At 58.7% G+C, this 18,732-nt stretch carries 25 protein-coding genes and 3 pseudogenes; 20 read left to right on the forward strand and 8 right to left on the reverse strand.

Features of this window, described 5'->3' with window-relative positions:
- Positions 1-199: 199 nt before the first annotated feature.
- Positions 200-541 (reverse strand): annotated as a pseudogene (locus NKJ90_RS28975) (glycosyltransferase); the annotation flags it as partial.
- 482 nt (positions 542-1,023) lie between these two features.
- Here NKJ90_RS28975 and NKJ90_RS28980 point away from each other — a divergent pair.
- From NKJ90_RS28980 to NKJ90_RS29020, 9 genes and pseudogenes are all read left to right on the forward strand, one after another.
- Entirely contained in the window at positions 1,024-1,152 is a 129-nt protein-coding gene (locus NKJ90_RS28980) for a hypothetical protein (RefSeq protein ID WP_352487372.1), read from the forward strand.
- Between the two features lie 397 nt (positions 1,153-1,549).
- A complete protein-coding gene (locus NKJ90_RS28985; RefSeq protein WP_352487421.1) occupies positions 1,550-1,741 on the forward strand; it encodes a hypothetical protein in 192 nt (63 codons plus the stop codon).
- A gap of 588 nt (positions 1,742-2,329) precedes the next feature.
- Positions 2,330-2,512 carry a hypothetical protein gene (locus tag NKJ90_RS28990; protein WP_352487422.1) on the forward strand — a complete coding sequence of 61 codons (183 nt, stop codon included), beginning with the start codon at positions 2,330-2,332 and terminating at the stop codon, positions 2,510-2,512.
- 57 nt (positions 2,513-2,569) lie between these two features.
- A complete protein-coding gene (locus NKJ90_RS28995; RefSeq protein WP_023758275.1) occupies positions 2,570-2,764 on the forward strand; it encodes a hypothetical protein in 195 nt (64 codons plus the stop codon).
- A 111-nt stretch (positions 2,765-2,875) separates the two neighbouring features.
- Positions 2,876-3,094 (forward strand): hypothetical protein, encoded by a 219-nt coding sequence (locus tag NKJ90_RS29000; RefSeq protein WP_023758274.1) that lies wholly within the window; start codon positions 2,876-2,878, stop codon positions 3,092-3,094.
- Positions 3,094-3,306, forward strand: a pseudogene (locus NKJ90_RS29005) (DUF982 domain-containing protein); the annotation flags it as partial. The gene NKJ90_RS29000 and the pseudogene NKJ90_RS29005, both read left to right, overlap by 1 nt.
- 335 nt (positions 3,307-3,641) lie before the next feature.
- A complete protein-coding gene (locus NKJ90_RS29010) occupies positions 3,642-3,998 on the forward strand; it encodes an SRPBCC family protein (RefSeq protein WP_352487441.1) in 357 nt (118 codons plus the stop codon).
- 87 nt (positions 3,999-4,085) lie between these two features.
- The gene (locus NKJ90_RS29015; protein ID WP_352487424.1) at positions 4,086-4,922 is read left to right on the forward strand and encodes a hypothetical protein; all 837 of its coding nucleotides are present in this window, start codon (positions 4,086-4,088) and stop codon (positions 4,920-4,922) included.
- A 68-nt stretch (positions 4,923-4,990) separates the two neighbouring features.
- Positions 4,991-5,131, forward strand: a complete 141-nt coding sequence (locus NKJ90_RS29020; RefSeq protein ID WP_023758266.1) for a hypothetical protein — start codon at positions 4,991-4,993, stop codon at positions 5,129-5,131.
- A 95-nt stretch (positions 5,132-5,226) separates the two neighbouring features.
- Here NKJ90_RS29020 and NKJ90_RS29025 read toward each other — a convergent pair whose 3' ends face one another.
- Positions 5,227-5,946 carry a Crp/Fnr family transcriptional regulator gene (locus tag NKJ90_RS29025; RefSeq protein WP_023758265.1) on the reverse strand — a complete coding sequence of 240 codons (720 nt, stop codon included), beginning with the start codon at positions 5,944-5,946 and terminating at the stop codon, positions 5,227-5,229.
- A gap of 96 nt (positions 5,947-6,042) precedes the next feature.
- On the opposite strand from NKJ90_RS29025, the pseudogene NKJ90_RS29030 reads away from it, so the two are divergent.
- Positions 6,043-6,234, forward strand: a pseudogene (locus NKJ90_RS29030) (JAB domain-containing protein); the annotation flags it as partial.
- A gap of 172 nt (positions 6,235-6,406) precedes the next feature.
- On the opposite strand, the gene NKJ90_RS29035 reads toward NKJ90_RS29030, so the two are convergent.
- Together NKJ90_RS29035 and NKJ90_RS29040 are read right to left on the reverse strand one after the other, a co-directional pair.
- Positions 6,407-6,565, reverse strand: a complete 159-nt coding sequence (locus NKJ90_RS29035; protein WP_023758264.1) for a hypothetical protein — start codon at positions 6,563-6,565, stop codon at positions 6,407-6,409.
- Positions 6,562-6,885 (reverse strand): hypothetical protein, encoded by a 324-nt coding sequence (locus NKJ90_RS29040; RefSeq protein WP_352487427.1) that lies wholly within the window; start codon positions 6,883-6,885, stop codon positions 6,562-6,564. The genes NKJ90_RS29035 and NKJ90_RS29040 overlap by 4 nt, the downstream gene beginning before the upstream one ends.
- A 36-nt stretch (positions 6,886-6,921) precedes the next feature.
- Here NKJ90_RS29040 and NKJ90_RS29045 point away from each other — a divergent pair, with 36 nt between their 5' ends.
- Together NKJ90_RS29045 and NKJ90_RS33625 are read left to right on the forward strand one after the other, a co-directional pair.
- On the forward strand, positions 6,922-7,548 hold the full coding sequence (locus NKJ90_RS29045; protein WP_352487429.1) for a HupE/UreJ family protein: 627 nt from the start codon (positions 6,922-6,924) through the stop codon (positions 7,546-7,548).
- A 163-nt stretch (positions 7,549-7,711) separates the two neighbouring features.
- A complete protein-coding gene (locus NKJ90_RS33625; RefSeq protein WP_050589494.1) occupies positions 7,712-7,942 on the forward strand; it encodes a hypothetical protein in 231 nt (76 codons plus the stop codon).
- Positions 7,943-8,236: 294 nt separating this feature from the next.
- Here NKJ90_RS33625 and NKJ90_RS29055 read toward each other — a convergent pair whose 3' ends face one another.
- Entirely contained in the window at positions 8,237-9,307 is a 1,071-nt protein-coding gene (locus NKJ90_RS29055) for an NAD/NADP octopine/nopaline dehydrogenase family protein (protein ID WP_023762695.1), read from the reverse strand.
- Positions 9,308-9,624: 317 nt separating this feature from the next.
- On the opposite strand from NKJ90_RS29055, the gene NKJ90_RS29060 reads away from it, so the two are divergent.
- From NKJ90_RS29060 to NKJ90_RS29095, 8 genes are all read left to right on the forward strand, one after another.
- Positions 9,625-10,596: a LysR family transcriptional regulator gene (locus tag NKJ90_RS29060; protein WP_023762694.1), complete on the forward strand. Its 972-nt coding sequence runs from the start codon at positions 9,625-9,627 to the stop codon at positions 10,594-10,596.
- On the forward strand, positions 10,593-12,062 hold the full coding sequence (locus tag NKJ90_RS29065) for an NAD(P)-binding domain-containing protein (protein ID WP_023762693.1): 1,470 nt from the start codon (positions 10,593-10,595) through the stop codon (positions 12,060-12,062). The genes NKJ90_RS29060 and NKJ90_RS29065 overlap by 4 nt, the downstream gene beginning before the upstream one ends.
- Positions 12,059-12,541, forward strand: a complete 483-nt coding sequence (locus NKJ90_RS29070) for a CMD domain-containing protein (RefSeq protein WP_031261280.1) — start codon at positions 12,059-12,061, stop codon at positions 12,539-12,541. The genes NKJ90_RS29065 and NKJ90_RS29070 overlap by 4 nt, the downstream gene beginning before the upstream one ends.
- Positions 12,538-13,104, forward strand: a complete 567-nt coding sequence (locus NKJ90_RS29075; RefSeq protein WP_352487432.1) for a peroxidase-related enzyme — start codon at positions 12,538-12,540, stop codon at positions 13,102-13,104. Before NKJ90_RS29070 ends, NKJ90_RS29075 begins: the two co-directional genes overlap by 4 nt.
- Positions 13,105-13,279: 175 nt before the next feature.
- Positions 13,280-14,020, forward strand: a complete 741-nt coding sequence (locus NKJ90_RS29080; RefSeq protein WP_023762690.1) for an amino acid ABC transporter ATP-binding protein — start codon at positions 13,280-13,282, stop codon at positions 14,018-14,020.
- A 16-nt stretch (positions 14,021-14,036) separates the two neighbouring features.
- Positions 14,037-14,864, forward strand: a complete 828-nt coding sequence (locus NKJ90_RS29085) for a transporter substrate-binding domain-containing protein (RefSeq protein ID WP_352487434.1) — start codon at positions 14,037-14,039, stop codon at positions 14,862-14,864.
- A 67-nt stretch (positions 14,865-14,931) separates the two neighbouring features.
- Positions 14,932-15,648: an amino acid ABC transporter permease gene (locus tag NKJ90_RS29090; protein ID WP_031261278.1), complete on the forward strand. Its 717-nt coding sequence runs from the start codon at positions 14,932-14,934 to the stop codon at positions 15,646-15,648.
- A gap of 21 nt (positions 15,649-15,669) precedes the next feature.
- Positions 15,670-16,362, forward strand: a complete 693-nt coding sequence (locus NKJ90_RS29095) for an amino acid ABC transporter permease (protein ID WP_023762687.1) — start codon at positions 15,670-15,672, stop codon at positions 16,360-16,362.
- Positions 16,363-17,105: 743 nt separating this feature from the next.
- Here NKJ90_RS29095 and NKJ90_RS29100 read toward each other — a convergent pair.
- From NKJ90_RS29100 to NKJ90_RS29110, 3 genes are all read right to left on the reverse strand, one after another.
- Positions 17,106-17,345: a DUF982 domain-containing protein gene (locus NKJ90_RS29100; protein WP_023762686.1), complete on the reverse strand. Its 240-nt coding sequence runs from the start codon at positions 17,343-17,345 to the stop codon at positions 17,106-17,108.
- Positions 17,345-17,572, reverse strand: a complete 228-nt coding sequence (locus NKJ90_RS29105; protein ID WP_023762685.1) for a hypothetical protein — start codon at positions 17,570-17,572, stop codon at positions 17,345-17,347. Before NKJ90_RS29105 ends, NKJ90_RS29100 begins: the two co-directional genes overlap by 1 nt.
- Positions 17,573-18,533: 961 nt before the next feature.
- Positions 18,534-18,732 (reverse strand): hypothetical protein (locus tag NKJ90_RS29110; RefSeq protein ID WP_352487437.1); only part of this gene is annotated, 199 nt, incomplete at its 5' end.

Consider the following 18,732-nt stretch of genomic DNA (forward strand, 5'->3'; position numbering starts at 1 on the left):
CACTCGCATTGTTGCACATCGCCGGCTCGGCAAGGGAACCGAGCGCCGCAGGTATGCCGACGGCTTCTCCGCCTCGTCGGATTCATGGCCGCGATAACGCCTGCCGATAACGGAATTCCTTGTCCTAGTCGAACGGTAGCGAAAGGCGACGAGGGTACCCTCACCGCCTCTGCTCCGGAAAAAGGCGCGTCGAAATTAACTCACGGATCATTGGAAAGTGGAGAACATCGACGTGAAAATGCAGCACATCGAATTCATTCGCCCGTCTGCGAACCTTTTCAAGCATCATGACGTCATACGGAACATGGTTCTGGGCGCTAGGGTTCAGCCGTAGTGCAGCATTGCAACACGCGACCAGTTCGGCCGAGGTGCTTGAATCGCCGCTGGCGAACAACGTCACTTCGTGGCCCTGTCGAACCAGCTCTTCCGTCAAATAGGAAACGATACGCTCAGTCCCTCCATAAAGCCTCGGCGGTACCGACTCGATCAGAGGTGCGATCTGGGCTCTGCGGAATACCTGAAAGCGGAAGTCAGCCTTCAAACAATCGGCGATGGCACGACCCTCCTTCACCTATTCACATCACTGCCAACTTTCGGATTGCTGATTTGTCCGGGAACAATCGCTGCGCCGAGACGCGGCCCATCGGCGCGAGCCGTAACGTCTCGGCTGAACAGGCCCGGCACAGCCGAACACGTGCATAGATACACCGAACAGGGCCATGGCCGTCTCCAAGTGAGCAGCAGGCGTCGATCGGGTCGTGCTGTGGAATCTTGTCGCCATGAGCGATGAACCGAGGTGACTTGCCGAAGGAACAGCGGTCCCGCGTGCGTCAGCGCGGATGGAAAATCACGTCTGCGAGTGCGACGCGGCGTGAAGCGTACGCTTTGCCAGACCAAAACAGCCATCGCCTTGGTTTTGCTTGGAACACCAAGAGCACGGCGATGGCATTTGCACGCGGCAGGGGAACCGGCCTAGACGCTCCACGTTTCGATTAATCGAAGTTCACCGGTAGGAATTCTGCGATGGCGGAGAATTTATCTCGCGACGATGAACAGCGCGGCACCAGAAAAGTTCTCAAGTGGGGTGTCGTGATCGCCACCGTGCTTTTTATCGTGCTGCTGGCGATATTCGTCCTCGGCCCGCGTGCGTAGGCCTTCGAGCGGGTCTGCGAGCATGTCGGTTGCGGCAAGCGCGCGCCTTTTGGCTTCCCTCCCTTGGCCAAGGCAACCCTGCCCCACCGAAAACGATCGCCACCTTTGAAGTAGCAGCGCTGGAGGAGAACCGCTCGATGGCGACAAGAATGTGGTCCAACAACGCCCGCCGCCCCATTCACGGCAGCGACGGGCCGCCCCAGGATCAAGGGACTTGCAGGAGCGTTGGGGCCCCTGCCGTCAAGGAAACTATCAGGAATGTTCCGGATCTGGCCAGGCGAAGATCAGACTGGCTTTGACGCTGGCCTCCCTTTGTACGATTCGTACCCAGCCTTGCATGGCCGATTCAGCATTCATATAAATTCGCAATGTCCTCATGTTGCGGGGAGGCAATGCGATGGATAGCGAGATACTCAACGGCAAAGGTCGTCCTTGCATCGAAGTGATTGAAGCCTGCGGCGAATGGTTCGTCCGTGTGGTCGAGGAAGATCAGGAACGGACCCAATCATTCGAACTGGAATCGGTCGCTCTCGCCTTCGCTGAAGGCCAGCGGATACGCCTGCATCTAGACAAGTTTGCCCGGCTGTAGGCGTGACCGACCAGCGCATGACCGGCGGGCTAGTTCGTCGGTCAGGCCCGGCGCCTTGTTGGCATTCCTCTGTCAAAAGGTGTCGGGCCGCATGGCCGGGCGGCACGCTCGGATGCAAATTTGGAGTTGGATTTGCGCTAAATCACCACTAGCTAATCTGATCACTTAAGATCATACTGCCGGCAATGATGGATGGCAGGCTACCGCCCACCCCCGCCCAACAGCCTGCCACTTGCCGGCGACGCCGTCCCCAAGACGACCGCCGGCTTTTCATTCCCCCTGTATCGCGGCGGATCTCGGTGATGGCGTTTGGAAGATGTCCTGCTATCCATTCGTCGAGAAAGTTGACTCCGTGCGTGCTTATCGACGCACCTTCTTAGTCTAAGGCTAAGTTCCTTCCCTAAAATCCTGCACTGACGCATGACGAAGCTTGTGCTCGCAGCGTGTCAGGTCAAGCGGCCTCGCCGCACACGCGTGGAGGAAATGAGGGAGCACGGGGGGTCAGCGCGCGTGCGTGTTATCCGATCACCCGCTCAGAAATTTCTACCAAACAGTCCCGACCTACATTAGACTTCCCTAATGGTATCCATGCGGTACGACATTAGGAAAGAACGCGACGAGTCCTGGACGGTATTCGACGTCTTCACCGGGCAGCCGGCTGTGTACGAGGGCCACGAAGCCGTCGACCTCGACATGGAGTATGCCGATGATCTGCTGGACCTCCTGAACGCCGTCGATCTGAAACGCAGGGTCGCCCGAGGTGACCTCTGATTGGAACCATACCGTCCCGAACGAGTTTGACGCTCTGGGGTGGAGTATTTCCCAATCATGGCTGAGCGTTATCAATCAGGGCAGATGTCGGCCGCGAACGCTGTTCGGCGGATGATTGCGTCCGATGAGACCCGTCATTACCTGCACAAGGTGTTAGATCTGAAGATCGAGGCGGAACTGCCTGGCGCCATCGGGGCACTGCTTGCTTTGCTTGATCTGAAAGGACGAGACGAACCGTCCGAAACCCCCTGAGCCCCCGTAAGGTCCATCCCCTCGGCTCGGTACGTTCCGAACATTGATTTATTTGTGTGATTGACCCCTAGATGAATGCTTGGGTTTCTTCCCTGGGGAGGGAGGAGGGCTATGACGGCTCAAGCGTTCCGTCCTACCGCCAAAGAGGCGATAGAGGCAGCTATCCATCACGTCCGATGCGGCAGCATCGTCTCGGTCAAGGAAGCCGTTGCGGCAGTCCGATTATCAAATCCGTATTTGCGAGAGACAGACTGTGAACTGGTCGAAATCATTGTCGACCGGGCCACGCTCCACGGGCAGTTCGTGTGCTTCGATCTTAAAGAGCCCTGATGGCCCGCCATTGGTTCTACCCTCCAGCCCCCGTGAGCTGCGAGCGGGCAGGGATGTGCCACCACGTCAACAACGTGGAACGCGCCGCCGAGGAACTCCTGAAGTGGACCAAGCGTGGCCCTAAATGGAACTATGCGGTGCGCATCTGCATGGCCTGCCTGGCTGATCAGATGCCAACTCAGGAGGCCCGTAAGGCATTCGAGAGTGCTGCCAACGAGGAAGGGATGTTCCTTACTCGTCCGTCCATGCCTCGAACCCGCCCGTCGCGGTCTCCTGACCCGGTGGCTTATGCGGCGTTCGATTTCCTCGTCGCGTCGCGCAATTCGGCTTTCCAGATTGGCAATACGCTCCGTCAAGAAATAGCGTCCAACGGTAAATTCTCCGCCACCGAACAGCACGGCAAACGTGGCAAAGGCTGCCGGGTTAGCCACCACCAGCGCGGTGTTACTTCTATCACAGCGATAAGGTCGTGCATCGAGCATCGTCACTCTCAACCGAGCACGGGCGGCGTAGAGTCAGAACTGATTGCCACCCCTCCCGGACGCAGATGGGCAAGTTCGGTGGGGTCGTCAACGCCGACCGCCTGGGCCTCAGCCACCGCGATTGCCGCATTACGCCGCCGCCCTATGGCACTGGCACGCGCGTCCGGCGGCACGGTGCCTTTATTGGCCGATCATTTGAATGGGTGATCGAGGTCACCGAGTTCGAACCAGGACGCTTGGTTCGGATGAAGTATGTCTCCGGACCATTTGCCGGCGGAGTGGACTATTCTATCCTGCCGGTTGGCGAGGGATCCGAAGTCGTCATCCGCAACTATGGCAACGCAAACTTCTGGTTCCCATTCATGGCGGCAATGATGAGAGCGTCGGTGCAGGCGGGACGGCTCGAGCGCCTGGTGGCGTAAATCGGTCGCGCCAGATGGAGCAATCGGCGCCGCACTAATGTGCCGTCTTTCGGGGACGCCAGTCCCTGACCACGCGCATCGCCCAGCATGCCAGAACTGTTTGCGCCATTCGAGGTCACTGACAAGAGCTCGAGCGATTTTGTCGGACCGCCAAGCAATGCCCGGATAGTGCCGTGCTCACTCACATATGCGGATGAACAGGGGGATAGACTTGACGCCCCCTTCAGCTGCGGCTTTGATCGCTTGAATTTTGGGGGGAAGAATATGGATCGGGCGCTTCCAATAACCGCAGGAACTTGGAAAAAACTCGTCGATTGCAATCGCATTTCAGTTGACGCCGGATGGGCTTCATCTGGAGTTTTCGCGCCGGGCATCGGCCCCGAATACGATCCCGGCAGTAAGCTTGCACTGCTTTATGTTGGCAAGAGCGCAGGGCCGCTTGGCAAGTTGGTTGCCTCCAACCATGATCAGGCGGCAAGTGTTTTCGCGTCCACCAAGTGGATGGTTGAGAGGAGAAACAAATCTGCCTTTTGGCAGATGCTGGATTTGATTGATCCCAGTCGCCGCAAGGTCGCGTGGACGAACATTTGCAAAATGGACGAGATTGGCGGTTCCAGGCCGCCGCCTGCGCATCGGTGGCGCGGGCTTTCGGAACCTCATTTCACGGCATTGAAAGAGGAGATCGCGTCCCTCACCCCACGCGTCATCCTGTTCGCAACTTCTGGATATTGCGGCGACGCGGTTGCTTCCTCGCTGGAGGACCTTGGCTATACAAGAAAGGCACTGAGATTTCGCGATGGCCACACCAAGTTAACTGCCACTTCCGAGGGCGCGTTCGCAATCGAGACGCGCCATCCTCAAGGCTGGCCCACGTCCGAGCGGGACCGTGTGGTCGACTTAACCAGGAAACTCCTGCTTCGCTGATATTGAGCCAGCGTAAATCATCCGAGTTGATCGAGACAATCCCAGCATGTGGAGCGGCTGACGACTGGATGCCGCTTCGCTATTCGGCGGCCGTCCGCGGCGTCGAGACGATCCACCTGCTTTTGGTGACAGGCGCCGATCCGGCGTTCGAAACCCGCATCATAGATCACTGCACGACTACCATCGAGAATGCCCATCGCTGGCTCTGAAGCCGGAGCGCCCGGTCGGAAGCGACGTCGATGTTGGTATCAGCGCAATTGCCTCACGCAATGCGAAAACGTCAGTGTTGATAGGGCGATACGCATCAGTATTCGATGTAGCCGCTTTCGAATCCAGCGAGCTTCGTCAGGCCTTGTTGGTCTAGCACGCGAACATGGCCTTTGCGGAATTCGAGGACCTTACGCTCGCGCAGTTCCCGCAGCATTCGGTTGACGTGAATTGGCGTGAGGCCGAGAGCGTCCGCCAGATCGTGCTGGGTGAGAGGGCATTCATAGCTGTTACGGGTGACGGAGCCGATTCGTTCGAGACGCGCCCTTAGCTCGAGGAACAGATGCGCCGTACGTGCCAAGGCGCTGCGTCTACCTACATTGGTGAGATGTTGAGCGATAACCGCTGCGCGGTGTACCAGCGTTTCGAGAATAAGGGAGAAAAGATGGGGCGACTTCATCGCAGCTGGGAAAAATGTCTCGGTGGAAGTCACCAAAACCGAGAGCTCGGTTTGAGCCATAAACGTTTCAAGAGCGTTGCCCGGGATTGACTGAGGCAGAATGATATCGCCTCTCAGGGCGAAATCCAGAATTTGTCGCTGCCCGCCCGCGAGTTCATGAGAAATGCAGCCCCAGCCCGACTCGACTATGAATACGCGATCGCAGGCCTCGCCCTGGCCGACGATGACCGTCTCCGCTGGATAGCGCTTCGGCGTGAACCTCAACGCCCTGATAAGCCCCATGTCATCGTTGTTAAGTCCGACGTAGGATGGAATACGTTCGATTCCGAGCAACGACGGCTGTGAAGTGTATGCCATGTACTACCCCCGCCCAAGAGTAACCTCCCAGCTACCTCCCCAAAGGAATGTACATCAAATTTGATGCGGTGAGTAACGCGCTCATCGCCGACGCGCCAGTTGCAGCAGACAGGCACCGTCGATCCCATGCCTGTCTGCCCGCGAGAAGTAGTCAAGCGCGCGCTCGAACTCTCGGCGACCGCCATTATCTTGGTCCACAAGAAGCCCGCGCGATATCCCACTCGCGTGCCCCGCCGCATCCCGGAGTTCGCGCAAGGTCCGCTATTCATAGATTGGGAAAGGAAATAGTCGCCGTGAGCCTTTCAGTTCATCAAGGGCCGAGCTGGATGGCGGGAAAAGGCATCGGCGCCTGGCATATGCCAGGCTCGTGAACGGGTGATTGGCCTTGGAGCAGCGGACGTCGCCGCTTCTCGCCATCCTCACCTTCGCTACGCTGGGCTTCTAGCTGGTCAGTCCATGTTCAGACGACCAGGACAGGGGCAAAACCGCCGCCGGGTGTGCGGAAATTGGTGGTCTGGCCTTGATAGAGGCGCGCGGCGGCGACCAGCACCTGGCCATCGTAAGCATAAAGCCGCACGTCCATCTTGCGCGGTGTGGGTGCGCCATCGATCTCGATCATGCGCTGCACCGGTGCAGCAAATGCCTGGGCCACATAGCCTCCCCGGGCGATCTCGGCCCAACCCCCTTCGTCACCTTGTCGCCTCGATAGACCGCTTTGCTGCCATGACCGGAGAGTGGCTTGAATAACATGTTCTTGCGCGATTGCCACATGGCATCTGCATTGTCGGGCGTGACCAGCGTAGTCCGCGGAATACCATCGAGCCGCGAGCGCATCTCCGGCGAAAGGCCCAATGCTTCCAGCGCCTTTGGATCGGACAGCAATGTCAGATCGCGCTTGCTCGCATAAAGCGCATGGTTGTGCGGATTGGGCGTGACCACGACCGCGCCGTCCTGATAAGCCGCCCTGAGCGCTGCATGCTCCGGCCAATCAAGGGTAAAATCGACCAGGCGGTTGTAGACGAGGTCGATCTCCTGTCCGCCGAGCCCTTCATCTATCTCGGCGCCAAGCACATGGTGACTGGATACGACCACATCCGGTTCCTGTTCGGCGTGATCTTCTTCCTCTACCGGATGAAGCACATCGGCATCTATGTCAGCCTGTTTGCGCTCGGCCACTCCACGACCATGCTGCTTGGCGTCTACTTCAACGTCGGCATCAACAGCTACATCGACGCGATCATCGGCCTGTCCGTGGTCTACAAGGCACTCGACAATATGGGCGCATTCCAGCGATGGCTCGGCTTCCAGCCGAATACCAAGGTCGCGACGCTGGTCTTCGGCTTCTTCCACGGATTCGGTCTGTCGACGAAGATAATCGAATACAACATCTCGCCTGACGGCCTTGTGCTGAACCTGCTGGCCTTCAATGTCGATGTCGAGATCGGCCAACTCACGGGCCTCGGCGCCATCTTGATCGTGATGGGCTACTGGCGCCGGACACGCAGCTTCTGGCGCCACGCCTATACCGCAAACGTCATCATGATGACGGCTGGTTTCCTGCTGATCGGATATCAGCTCACCGGCCTGTTCGTCGCAGCATAAGGAACCGCAATCATGTACAACACCGACCTTCCCAGCCGCGCCGATTTGCCAACGTCAGCGCAGCTGAAGCGCTCCACCATGATTGCCGCGCTGACGGCGCTTGCCGTGCTCGTCACGGTCGTCATGCTCCGAGTATGCGATGGATCCGACCGGAGCAGGCAGATTGCTCGGCCTCACCAGAATGGGCGAAATCAAGACACAGCTGGCAGCTGAGGCGGCAGCGGACGAAATGGCCACGGCGAAGGCCCCGGCCGAGCGGATGACGCAAATGGTCCCTCCGGCCGAGTTGATAGCGCGCATGGACCGAATTGAAAATCTCCTCGTTGCCCTGACAGCCGAACAGCCCGAGTCGCAGCCATCCCAACTGGGGAGGCCGTTGCGCAAGATAATGTGACAGCTGGAGAGATCGCTCCTGCCGAGGCTCCGGCCATTGCTGCAGCGCCTGCCACCGAAGCAACCTCGGAAGCCCCGATCCGGCCCAGATGGAAGGCAAGACGAGCTATCCTTCACGTTGGCGCCAGGCCAGGGTGCCGAAGTCAAGCTCGTGATGCGGCAGGGCGCCATATAAGAACGGAAGCCGATCCGTCGGCTTCCGCAACAAACTTGCAGCCGCTTGACTGGAGATGAGAGCGGGTTGATTGACGCGTATCGCTGTCCGGTTGCCCGCGTCATCATCTGTGAAGAGTCGCTAAAAACCCTTACGGCAAAGGTTCTCCAGATCCACTTTTCCTATTCCTTCGATGCCGAGCGCAGGAAGGATATCATTGTCTGCCTTAAGATCGCGACCGTAGGCTGCAGAGAATATCGAAATTCCAGCCTCATGGAGGATCGCTGGGTTTCCGCTGATCTTCCCCAAGAGTGCCGTCGGCAGCAGCCCGAAGGGAACGTCCTCCAGAACATAGCGGCTTTCGATAGTTGACGGGCCCAAGCCGCCGCGGCCTTGGCGATCCATCTCCTGATTCATTTCCGAAACAGTGGCCATGGGGACGTGAAACGACAATGAAAAATGCTCTTCAACCGTGCGCACGGCAATTCCAAAACGGGCGGCGATCGCCAATCGTTCCGCATCCAGAGCCTCGATAAAGCGGCCGACAGCCGGCGTGACGTTTCCGGCCTGGCTCCACTGCTCTCCCTTTTCCATGCGTGTGAGATTAAGAAGAGCGATCCCGAGATGGTTCTGCGGATTGAGGTTGCTGAGCGCGATAGCAAGCATGCCGTCGCGCTTGACGAAACGATCTCCAAACAGGGTCGTGCAAAGTCGGAACCCTTGGTTCATCGCGTCGAACGGGAGCGTCGCGACATCGACCTTCTGGCGAACACTGGCAACGTGGACTTCTGTTGGCCCGGACTGACGGCCGGTCACCAACGTCGTGCCCCAGACGACGATCGGCAGGCGAACCTTGCGTTCCGCCAATTGCCTGGAGAGATACAGCGCGCCGAAAGAACTGTGAGAGCTGATGATTACCGGCATTCCCTCCCTCAGATAAGGAGCGGCAGCATCCACCACTTTCTTGTGCCCATTAGCCGGCAGCGCGACCATCACAACGTCTGCTGCGGCAATAGCCTCTTTACAATCCTTGGCGATACGCGCCGACACCGTTGCCTCGACAGCGCCCGTGGCCTTTAGCAATTCGCCGGTGGCCAGTGCCTTGGTGCGCTCTCCCGACGGCGACCAAAGCATTGGATCGTGTCCCGCCTCCGCCAAGCAGGCAGCAAGGCCGTAAGCAATTGCGCCGGCCCCCAGAATACTCACCCGCATAGGATTTCTCCTGTTCCAGTCTTTACGATCGCAGCGGGGCGAACGCCATTGCATGCACGGCCAGCAGGCAGGCACAACTCGATTGAAACCTATCGCTTCCTTGAGCCTCGCTACCCAGGAATCGCTCCACGGGGTTCAGCTGGAACGCGTTCGAGCCACATGGCCGAGACGACCGACGACGCTCCGTGGGCTTGCGTATCATTCCGACCGTATGGCGAATCTCCGAGGCGTCTCCGGCCATATTTCATTTCCGCCTTGACATATATCAAAACTGCATGAGACGATCTTACTCATACACAATGCGCATGTAGGCGTGAATGGAAACACGAGATCTCCAGGCCTTTCTTGCCGTTGCCGCCAACGGCAGCATCACCAAGGCTGCCGCGATGCTCGGGTGTTCCCAGCCTTCGGTCACACGCACCATTCAGGATCTTGAGGCGGAGCTCGGCTTCGAATTGCTGCACCGTGTCGGTCGCCGGGTGCAGTTATCCGAGGAGGGTGTGGCTTTCGAGGAGGAGGCGCGGCGCTTGCTGATGTCCTTCACCGAGCTTGCTGCGCGGGCCAAGATGATTGCCGCCGGCCGAGGGCGGATCCTGCAGATTGTTACCACCTCCGCGATCGGAACCGGCTTGATCCCGACGGCCATGGCCGAACTCAAAGGTGTCGAGCTTCCGCACGAGACGCATCTCGGGCAGTTTCTGCCCTCGATCGTCGCCCAGGAGGTGCGCAGCGGACGTGCCGAGATCGGGTTTTCAAGCTTGCCGCTCGATACGCCTGGTCTGGATGTGCTGCGGCTTTATTCGGCGCCTGATGTTGCTGCCGTGCGGGAGGACGATCCGCTGGCTGAACTTGACGTCATACCGCTTTCCGCTTTTGCCGGTCGACGCGTCGCCACACTGCTCAACCCCCTACGTTTCCAGTTGCATGTCTCAAAGGCCTTGGCGGCCAGGGGCATCGACACCGGGCCAGTGATCCGGACGAATACTGCATATGGCGCGTTACAGATCGTGCGTCAGACCGGTGCGGCCGCCGTCATCGATCCCCTCACCGCTTATGGCGTCGCCTTGCCCGATGTCGTCATCCGCCCGATCGACGCAACCGTTCTCTTTTATTGGGGCGTTGTGGCTGCCGAAAAACGTCCGCTTCGTCCAGTCGCGCAGGCGTTGATGGATGCGGTCGAGGCGGTGGCCGAACGGTCGATCGTCGGCTTCAAGAAACTCGATCCGGCCCTGGCTGGCCAATTGGTGAGCGATCCTGCGTCCGGCACAAATTACGGAACGGGAATATGAAGCATACCCCCGCCGCGCCAACGTCGACAGGTCTTGCTGCGCTCGAAGCACAGCTCGCGCAGGATCTCGACTTTCTCGAACTGCCCGCCAAGCCATGGGTTCCGGCGCGTTCACACGATGGCGTGCCGGTCCGCGATGTCGTGGTCATCGGCGCCGGCATGTGCGGACTTGCTGCCACGGCAAAGCTGGTGCTGACCGGGATAAGCAATGTCGTGGCTTATGATGCGGCTCCGGCCGGGCTCGAGGGACCATGGGTGACCTTTGCCCGCATGCAAACGCTTCGGTCGCCGAAAACCCTGCACGGTCCGTCGCTCGGCCTGCCGCAATTGACGTTCCGCGCCTGGTTCACGGCGCAATGGGGCGTTGAGGCCTGGCGGTCGCTGGATAAAATCCCCAAGGGCCAGTGGATGGATTACCTGGTCTGGTACCGCAAGGTTCTTGGCCTGCCGGTGAGCAACAGCGTGCGCATGACCGGACTGACAGCCGTGGGAGATCTGATTGCGATCGATATCGATGGCGCGGAAACCGGCCGGGTTCTCACCCGTCGTCTCGTTCTGGCCACCGGTCGGTCCGGGTTGGGCGGTTTTGCCGTCCCCGATTTCCTCAGCGGCATCGATCGCGCCTATTGGGCCCATTCTGCCGACGACATCGATTTCGATGCGCTGAAAGGCAAGCGTGTGGCGGTGATCGGCGCTGGTGCTTCGTCCATGGACAATGCCGCAACGGCACTCGAGGCGGGAGCCGGCTCTGTCGACATGTTGATCCGGCGCAAGGAAATGCCGCGCATCAACAAGCTGACCGGCATTGGCAGCCCGGGTGTTGTACTCGGCATGCATCACTTGCCCGACGCCTGGAAGTGGAAATTCTTCGATTATACCGCCTCGACCCAGACACCGCCGCCCCGTTCATCGACACTTCGCGTGTCTCGGCACCCCAATGCTCGGTTCCTTCTCGACTGCGGCATAGTTGCGGCGAAGGAGGAGGCCGGGACCCTGCTGGTGGAAACCACGCAGGGGCCGATGCGCTACGACTTCCTGATCGCGGCAACCGGCTTTTCAAATGACTTCAGCGGCCGGCCGGAATTTGCGGCGATCGCCCCACATATCCGCACCTGGTCGGATGGCCGATATAGGCCGGATATGGGGCCGGCTCGTGCAGGCATGTCGGACGCGCCGGATCTCGGTCCCGCCTTCGAGTTTCGCGAACGCGTCCCCGGCTCCTGCCCGATGCTGGCGCATATCCACTGCTTCAACGACGCCGCCATGCTGACCCATGGCAAGGTCTCCGGCGATATCCCGGCCGTCACCGCCGGGGCCGACCGTCTGGTCCGCGGCATTGCCGCATCGCTGTTTGCCGAGGATGTCGAAACCCACTTCGCCAATCTGATCGCCTACGACACGCCCGAACTTCTGGGCGACGAATGGGTCGATTCAACACCCTTGCTGCAGAGGGAGGCCGCGTGGTGATCGACGCAATTGACAAAGCCGCCGGTCTTTCGCCGGACGATGAGCTTTTCAGAGCGCGTCGGTTTCGGCCGGAATTCGTGCAAGGGGCCGAGGAATGTCGCATCTCCGTACTGCACCCCGCCCACGACCAAGGTTTGGCGCCGATTTTGCGAGTTGCTCTTGCTCGTCGCATGGCCGCCCTGAATGGCGATGCTGCCTTGGTAGAGCAATTTGACACGCAATTGGCTCAGCTTGATGCGACAGGGCAGCTTCTGGCCGTGGCCCAGGGCGAAACTGCTCTGAAAGAGCCATTGGCGACTATCGCCCGGCACGCCGACCTGGTCACGTTGACGCCGAAAAAGGCGCAGGCGAGCGACATCGCCCTGCTTGCCCAGGCCGGATTGAGCAATCCTCAGATCGTCGCGCTCTCCGAACTGATTGCCTTCGTCAATTTCCAGACGCGGGTAGCGACCGGTTTGCGATTGATGAGGTCGTCATGATTTCCTCGGTGCGCCTGAAGCCGCTGAACTGGCAGCCATACATCGCGCCGGTCGAGCTGTCCGAGGCCACGCCGGAACAGCTCGATGCGATGAAGGTTACGCCCTCCGCCAAGAAAGTTTCGGAATATGTACGGACCCTTGTGCATGATCCGGAAAGCTATCTTGCCCGCACCATCTTGTTCAACGCAATCATGTACGTCGAGGGTGGGCTCGCTCGTCCCGATCGCGAACTTGGCGCGTTGGGAGCCTCGATCGTCAATGGCTGCAAATTCTGTGCCGTTGTCCACGCCCGCAGGCATGCAGAGCTGACCAAGAGCGACCAAGTGGTCACCACGCTGTACCTCGACAAACCCGAAAAGCTTGGGCCGCGCGATGCGGCAATCTACAGCTTTGCCCGCCGCCTGTCGGCGGCGCCGTCGGAAGCGACGGCAGACGATATCGCCGCGCTGCGATCCGTCGGCATGAATGATGTCGAGATCATCGACCTTGTCCACGCCATATCGATCTTCGGCTGGGCAAACCGGCTGATGCACGTTCTCGGCCATGCGCAGACCGGGAAATGACATTGCGCACCGTCACCGCACCCATGCCAGGCGTCTCCAATCAGAGCCGGCTGAACCGATGGCTCATAGGGATAAGAGGGAACCAAAATGCAGATGAGTTTTTGGCTACTCCGCAATCATCCAGCTGTTCTGGCTGTCCGTCCCTCCTCTAGGAAATGAAGGACACCAATCAGAAATGCTCGAGCTCAAAGACATAAGACTGTCCTATGGAACCACCCAGGTCCTGAACGGCGTCAATCTTTCGGTGAAACGCGGAGATGTGGTGTCGATCATCGGCCCTAGCGGCACCGGCAAGACCACGCTGCTGAAGTGCATCAACTATCTGGCCAGGCCCTCATCCGGGACTATCGCGTTCGATCAGATCCAGATGGACTATCAGCGAGCCGACAAGAATGCTGTCCAGGCGATCCGATTGCGGACAGCAATGGTCTTCCAGCAGTTCAACGTCTTCAAGAACATGACGGTCATTCAGAACGTCATGGATCCGCTGGTCGTGGTGCAGCGCAAATCCAAGGAAGAGGCTCAGGAAATCGCGCTCAGAGAGCTCGACCGGGTCGGCCTCTCCTCCAAGCGAGACAGCTATCCATCCCAGCTCTCGGGCGGCCAGCTTCAGCGTACAGGCATCGCACGTGCGCTGGCAGTTCGGCCGGATGTGATGCTCTTCGACGAGCCGACGTCATCGCTGGATCCTGAACTTGTTGGCGAAGTTCTGAAGGTGATTAGAGACGTCACATCGTCTGGCATCACTTCGCTCCTTGTGACCCACGAGATGCAATTTGCAAAAAGCATCTCTAACCGCATCGTTTTCATGGATCGGGGCGTCGTTGCCGCCGATGGCAGCCCGGCTGAGATCTTCGATTCACCGTCCAGCCCAAGGCTTGCTCAGTTTCTCAGTTCTGAACACTCACTCCAATAAGAAGGGAACATAAGCAATGTCTGCAATCAAATTCAGTTCTTCCCGTCGATTCGCTCTAGCAGTAGCGGGCGGCATGGCAATCGCCCTCGCAAGTGCGGGGTCCAGCTTTGGTGAGGGCGTGCGGACCATCAAGATCGCAACGTCCGCAGAATCCAAGCCGCTGGCCTGGGGGGCGATCGGCGTCGAACCACAAGGATATGAACCCGAACTCCTCAAAGCGATCAACGCAAAGCTGCCGCAGTACAAGTTCGAAATGGAAGGTGTCTCGGACATCGCTCAGGAAACCGGCCTTGCCACCGGGAAGTACGACATCGCGGTCGGCGGCTACTACAAGTCGCCCGAGCGCGCCAAGCAATTCATCATTCCGGAAAACCCGATGGGGGCCAGTCTGATGAAAATCTACAGCAAGAAAGACAGCGGCATCAAGGAAATGAAAGACCTGGTCGGCAAAAGGATCGTTCCGACCACAGCCGGCGGTGGAACCTACAAGTTCATCATGAATTGGCAGAAAGAGAACCCACAGTACAAACTCGACGTCACGGCGTCGAGCGCGGGCATCCCTTATCCGAACCGCCTGGACGAAGTTCAAAACGGCAAGTTCGACGCATTGGTTCTACCGTCTAATCTCGGTGAACAGGCCGTTATCGACAATAAGAAGCTCGATATTGTCGCCTCAGATCCCGTTTACAGCAACAATACCTACATGCTGATTCACAAGTCGGATGAAAACAAGGTCCTGGCCGAGGACGTCAACAAGGTGCTCAAGCAACTCAAGGACGACGGCACGATCGACAAGCTCTCACAGAAGTGGTTCGGCGAGGACATCGTAAAGTACATGAAGTAACAAGACCGCCCTCACCGCATTTGGATAGTCAACGGCGAGGCTAAATCGCAAGAAGGAGCGTGTCAAAGTGGATGTTTCTGCTATGATTCCCGAGTTGCTCTCGGCGTTGCCGCTGACGCTCGCCATCACGTTTACGGCCCTCATTGCTGGGTTCTGCCTGGCTCTCCTCGCGACAACTCTGCGGGTTCACAGGGTGCCAGTGATCAGCCACCTGGCGGACCTCTACGTATCCTATGCCCGCAGCGTTCCTGTCGTCCTCCAGTTGTTCGTCGCATTCTACGGGCTTCCCTTGTTGGTGGTTCTGTTCGGCTCCGAAGACTTTTTCTCGCCGACGATCGCCGCGATGGTGGCATTGAGTTTTTACCACGGCGGCTACCTGTCGGAAGTCCTCCGCCCTGCATACCTGGCCGTCGATCGCGGCCAGCATGATGCGGCCGACAGTCTTGGATATACCTTCCGCCAGAAAATCACTCGCGTTGTCGGCCCGCAAGCGGTGCACTTTGCGTTGCCCGGCTACGGGAACTCCGTCATCTACCTGATCCATAACGTTGCGCTGGTGATGTACATCGGGGCGGCGGACGTCATGGCGACTGCGCATTTGATCATGGAGCGCGACTATAATCAGTACCAGTTCGAAACGTACCTCGTGCTGGCGGTCATCTATTCGGTGATGTGCCTGATTGCCTGGCTCATCGTGCGCTTCTTCGAGCTTCGCTCCCCCATGCAGGCACCAGAGGCAACGGCAAAAGCTCAGATCAAGAACGCGCTCATCGCGAGCGCCTGAACGGAACGAGGGTATTCGACCATGTTTGATACCGACATTTTGCTCCAAGACTCGCAGGAAATTCTGGGCGCCGTACCCGTAACGCTTGCCATGGCGTTCACGATTTTCGTCCTGTCGACGATCGTCGGCAGCCTTTTTGCGCTCGTCGAATATAGGCGGATCCCGCTACTGCGGGAGCTTGTCGTGACCTATAAGGTCGTGTTCAAGGGCGTCCCGATGGTGATCGTTATTTTCCTGGCCTATTTCGGTCTTCCCCCAGCGCTCCAGTTTCTGTTTTCATTGGTCGGCATAGACTTCAACGCCCACGAAACGCCCAACTGGGTTATCCTTGTCATTGCGATAACCGGCTGTGTCGCCGCGTTTCAGGCGGAGATCATCAAAGGAGCCCTCAACGCCTTTGACACGGGTCAGTCCGACGCGGCCTATTCGCTGGGCTATACGAAGGGCCAACTGTTTCGACGGGTGCTGTTTCCCCAGGTGGCCCTCACGGCAATTCCCGACCTGACCACCTCGATGATGGTCATCATGAAGGCGCTCTCGCTTGGATTCGCCATCGAGGTCGTCGATATATTCGCGCAGTCCCAGCTGACCGCAGCGTTGAACTTCTACTACCTCGAAGCCTTCGTGATTGCCGTCGTGATCTACATGGTGATCGCCTATGTCGTCACACAGATCGCCGACAGGCTGGAGCAATCCCTGCGGGTGCGGACCTGAAGGCAAGCCTGTGGCACAGGATCGCCAGGCTTCGGATATCGAGCCGCACCTGGGAGACAATTCTTTTGGGAATGAAGAGCTTGAGGCGAACCTCAAATAGCCGATGTATGTACTGGTGATTTGACGCGATCCATAGACAGCGTTCCTCCGCTATCACAATCCCGACGCGACGATGTGCATGCTCGGACAGGCGTTCGCCGCTGCTCTGTTCTGCAGCTCAGGCTTAAACCCATCGAACCGAGCGGGCTGAGTGTTGCCTTCGGGAGCAACGCTCATCATCGGCGCAGCGGAACGCCATGAGCAATATCTGGTCGCTCGTGTCGCCCTCAGTGGCTTTCTTGGGCTAGTCCAACGTCGGGACGGTGCCGGAGGCGCAAACAAGCGACAGCACCGCTGGGGCGATTGTTCGCCTCCCTCGGCCAATGCCTGTCCTGCCAACTCGTCGATGATGATCAGGCAATCCGGCCCCTCTCCGAGTGACAGGGTCATGGACGGCGTGACCGTAGCGGAGCGCGATGCCCAAGGCTGAACGGCAACATGGCGCAACTTTCAGGCCTCATCTTCAGCCAGTTTTCGCAAGTCGTTCAGACTAATTCTTCCGCCGACTGCGGCAGGAGGGGAAGAACGGACATCTTGAGCCCCCCTGCCCCGTCCTTAAGGTAATCCATAGCAACTATCTTGGATGCACGGTGAACACTCATGGAAAATGTTCGGGATTAAGCATCCGATACTTCGCCTGCTTTTTAAGCAAGCAGCACGCCCTCCTCAATGGCAGCGAGCCTGAAGCACCGCCGGGCCTCCTGAGGTGTTGCTCGATCACCCAGAGCGGCCCTGCAAACGTCCGTCGCAACCTTCCACTTAGGGCCACGTTTGGTCCACTTGAAAAGATGCGCGGAGGCTGCCTCGACGTTGTTGACGTTGTAGGTCGTACCGGCGCTCTTGCCGCTGATAGGGACCGGAGGGTCGAACCAGTGAAGGCTCATCAGACTTGTCTGAGATCGAAACACACGAATTGCCCATGGAGCGTGGCTCGGTCCATGATGGTCTCGACCAATTCACAGTCGGTCACTTGTAGATCGGGGTCAGCTTTGCGGACTGCGGCAACGATGTCTCGGACTGAGACGATGCTGCCGACCGGGATGAAATGGATCGCCGCCTCGACCAGCTCCCTTGCGGTGGTCAGGGGCTTCAAGACCGCTTGAGATTTCATCGCACCCTCCCACGTGGGAGAACCCAGCCGGTCATCTGATGGGTCACGAGATGAAGAAATCAATGCACCTCGACCTTCAAATCTAACACTTGTAAAGGTAATGACGGGTTTCATCGGACGCAATCATCTGCCGAACAGCGTTCTCGGCCGACATCTGCCCTGATCGATAGTGGTCGGCCATGATTGGGAACTACTCCACCCCTAGCGTCAAACTCGTTCAGGACATTATGGTTCCAATCAGAGATCACCTCGGCCGACCCTGCGTTTCAAGTCGATAGCGTTCAGGATGTCTACCAGATCGTCGGGCATACTCCATGTCGAGATCGACGGCTGGGTAGCCATCGAACACAGCCGGAAGCCCGGTGAATAGGTCGAACACCGTCCAGGTCTCGTTCGATTCCTGCCTGGCGTCGTACCGCAGGGATACCATAAGGGAACTCTAATGTAGGTCGGGAATGTTTGGTAGAAATTTCGGGGCCCAACCGAGAGAGAAGCAACGCGCGTCGACCCCGTGCGCCCTTTCTCTTTCACCACAGGACCCGGGGGCAGCCGACCAGAGCTTTGACCGCTTTAGGAGACGCACGGCGAACCTCAACAGCAATTCATCGTTGACGCCTATGTCGCGACTGAGAAATGGAGACCGGGGAAGGCCTTCGGGATCGAGGAGGTTGAGGCTGATGTTGTTGTGGCTGCGTTCAGCCAGCACCTGGACCGCAATGTGCTTCGGCAGCATGGGCTGACGCTGGCGACGTACCTCGAACACGTCGACGAGGCTGATTACCCGGCGCTCCGCAGGGGCTGCGGCCAACTGCGAATGGCACGTCTTCCACGGGCATGCCCAAGCCATAGCAGCGGCCCGGAAGACCGGCACAGCCTTCGCCGACTGACCACCTTCCCTGCCCCCGATATGCATCGCACCAAGAGGTGTGTCGGGGGCGGGCCTTCAAAACCGTCAGAGCACTCAGCGGTTTGACCGTGGGGCGGCTTCGAACCCTCCGCTTCCCTCGGACACCCGAAAGGGCAGGCAGTCCTGTAAGATTTTGTCATCCGCACATTTGAAGCCTATGCTTCCCACATCGGCCGCCAGCGCTTCGGACGCAGCCGACACTAAGAGGTACGCGCTCTTGCCCGTCAGGGAGAGAGCCATGCCCCAATCCCTT

It is taken from the genome of Mesorhizobium sp. M0051 (genome assembly GCF_040323235.1).
Lineage (GTDB): Bacteria > Pseudomonadota > Alphaproteobacteria > Rhizobiales > Rhizobiaceae > Mesorhizobium.

Excerpts from the sequence above, each read along its gene's own strand:
- NKJ90_RS29010 (WP_352487441.1), top strand. The coding sequence starts at position 3,642 with ATGGGCAAGTTCGGTGGGGTCGTCAACGCCGACCGCCTGGGCCTCAGC.
- NKJ90_RS29035 (WP_023758264.1), bottom strand. The coding sequence starts at position 6,565 with ATGATCGAGATCGATGGCGCACCCACACCGCGCAAGATGGACGTGCGG.
- NKJ90_RS29060 (WP_023762694.1), top strand. The coding sequence starts at position 9,625 with ATGGAAACACGAGATCTCCAGGCCTTTCTTGCCGTTGCCGCCAACGGC.
- NKJ90_RS29100 (WP_023762686.1), bottom strand. The coding sequence starts at position 17,345 with ATGAGCCTTCACTGGTTCGACCCTCCGGTCCCTATCAGCGGCAAGAGC.
- NKJ90_RS29055 (WP_023762695.1), bottom strand. The coding sequence starts at position 9,307 with ATGCGGGTGAGTATTCTGGGGGCCGGCGCAATTGCTTACGGCCTTGCT.
- NKJ90_RS29105 (WP_023762685.1), bottom strand. The coding sequence starts at position 17,572 with ATGAAATCTCAAGCGGTCTTGAAGCCCCTGACCACCGCAAGGGAGCTG.
- NKJ90_RS28990 (WP_352487422.1), top strand. The coding sequence starts at position 2,330 with ATGCGGTACGACATTAGGAAAGAACGCGACGAGTCCTGGACGGTATTC.
- NKJ90_RS28985 (WP_352487421.1), top strand. The coding sequence starts at position 1,550 with ATGGATAGCGAGATACTCAACGGCAAAGGTCGTCCTTGCATCGAAGTG.
- NKJ90_RS29025 (WP_023758265.1), bottom strand. The coding sequence starts at position 5,946 with ATGGCATACACTTCACAGCCGTCGTTGCTCGGAATCGAACGTATTCCA.
- NKJ90_RS29020 (WP_023758266.1), top strand. The coding sequence starts at position 4,991 with ATGCCGCTTCGCTATTCGGCGGCCGTCCGCGGCGTCGAGACGATCCAC.
- NKJ90_RS29080 (WP_023762690.1), top strand. The coding sequence starts at position 13,280 with ATGCTCGAGCTCAAAGACATAAGACTGTCCTATGGAACCACCCAGGTC.
- NKJ90_RS29065 (WP_023762693.1), top strand. The coding sequence starts at position 10,593 with ATGAAGCATACCCCCGCCGCGCCAACGTCGACAGGTCTTGCTGCGCTC.
- NKJ90_RS28995 (WP_023758275.1), top strand. The coding sequence starts at position 2,570 with ATGGCTGAGCGTTATCAATCAGGGCAGATGTCGGCCGCGAACGCTGTT.
- NKJ90_RS28980 (WP_352487372.1), top strand. The coding sequence starts at position 1,024 with ATGGCGGAGAATTTATCTCGCGACGATGAACAGCGCGGCACCAGAAAA.
- NKJ90_RS29075 (WP_352487432.1), top strand. The coding sequence starts at position 12,538 with ATGATTTCCTCGGTGCGCCTGAAGCCGCTGAACTGGCAGCCATACATC.
- NKJ90_RS29095 (WP_023762687.1), top strand. The coding sequence starts at position 15,670 with ATGTTTGATACCGACATTTTGCTCCAAGACTCGCAGGAAATTCTGGGC.
- NKJ90_RS29085 (WP_352487434.1), top strand. The coding sequence starts at position 14,037 with ATGTCTGCAATCAAATTCAGTTCTTCCCGTCGATTCGCTCTAGCAGTA.
- NKJ90_RS29015 (WP_352487424.1), top strand. The coding sequence starts at position 4,086 with ATGCCAGAACTGTTTGCGCCATTCGAGGTCACTGACAAGAGCTCGAGC.
- NKJ90_RS29000 (WP_023758274.1), top strand. The coding sequence starts at position 2,876 with ATGACGGCTCAAGCGTTCCGTCCTACCGCCAAAGAGGCGATAGAGGCA.
- NKJ90_RS29045 (WP_352487429.1), top strand. The coding sequence starts at position 6,922 with ATGCTCCGGCCAATCAAGGGTAAAATCGACCAGGCGGTTGTAGACGAG.